General features: G+C 57.2%; 1 pseudogene. It reads right to left on the bottom strand.

The features are described from left to right. Positions 1-267: 267 nt before the first annotated feature. Positions 268-1,298, bottom strand: a pseudogene (locus tag IVA91_RS05620) (IS110 family transposase). Between the last annotated feature and the right edge of the window lie 86 nt (positions 1,299-1,384).

The following is a 1,384-nucleotide window of genomic DNA, read 5'->3' on the forward strand; positions in this document are numbered from 1 at the left end:
CTCATATGTGGAACGGCCCGGGCTGCAAGCTCTTTCTCTGGTTGAACAAGGGATGACGGTGCGGTCATATGTTCGGCCTGTGAAGCGGCGCCTGGCCGCTGGCCACGATGATATCCGCGGAAGCAATCGCCCAATCAATTTCTCGCGCTCGAAGCGCAGTGAGTCAGGCGGTCTGATTGCTACCGGGAATGACGTCATTCGGGGTTCATCCAGATTTGCACCTTGCCTCTTCGGCAGCTTTCTTCTTCCGCCGGAGAGCTCTTAAGATTAGGATTTCAGCATTGCGGCCGGCGCCTGATAGATGCCGCCTCTGACCAGCAAGGCCCAGATCGTGCGCGCAATCTTATTGCGAGCGCGACCGATACGACCTTGACCGGCCGTCTTTGCAGCATGGTCCGAATCCAGAGTGGGACTTTCAAGCCTCGTTTAGCAAGCTTGATGATAGAGGTCGCACCAACGATCAAGAGCGTCCGTAGTTGCCGATTTCCACGCTTTGATATCGCGCCGAGCCTTTCTTTTCCGCCGCTCGACTGTGCCCTCGGTGTGAGCCCCGTCCAAGCCGCAAAATCTCGTGCAGTCGCAAAATTGCGAGCGTCCAAAACCGATGTCCGAACGGTAGCGGCGATGAGAGGACCGACACCCGGAATGCTCATCAGACGCCTTGCATCGGGGTCCTTTCTGACGGCAACCAAAATCTCTCTGTCGAGCTTCTCTATGCGGGTTGTAAGCAGCTCAATCTGTTCAGCGAATAGGATCAGGGCAAAGCGGGCGGCGCCGGGGATCCTATTGTCTTTTTCGTCCCGGAGAAGCACCAGGAGTTTTGCGATGCTTGCCATGCCTGTGCCGGCGATAATGCCCAATTCGGCCATATGAGCACGTAGGGCATTTGCAGTCTGGCTGCGCTGCCTCATCAGCAGCTCTCGCGTTCGCAAAATCATGCTGGCCGCTTGTTGTTCGGCAGTCTTCACCGGTACGAACCGCATTGTCGGGCGGGTGACCGCCTCACAAATGGCTTCAGCATCCGCCACGTCGGTCTTGTTTCGTTTGACGTAAGGCTTCACGTAGGCTGGCGGCATCATGCGGACAGCGTGGCCCAGCGCCGCGATCTCGCGTGCCCAGTGATGGGCACTCGCACAGGCCTCCATACCTACCAAGCAAGCTGGAAGGCTCCGAAAGAAGGGCAGAACCTGCGATCGCCGCAATGTGCGACGAACCAAGACTTTCCCGTTTTCGGCGATGCCGTGAACTTGAAAGATCGACTTGGCCAAATCCAAACCCACCGTGATAATCTTCTCCATGGAACGGTCCTTCCTTTGTGGCGCCTCTCTACGCGACCACGTTAGGCACTTTTGATGCCGGTTCGAAGGGCCGTTCCACACCATCA

Source organism: Bradyrhizobium sp. 153, assembly GCF_023073835.1.
GTDB lineage: Bacteria > Pseudomonadota > Alphaproteobacteria > Rhizobiales > Xanthobacteraceae > Bradyrhizobium.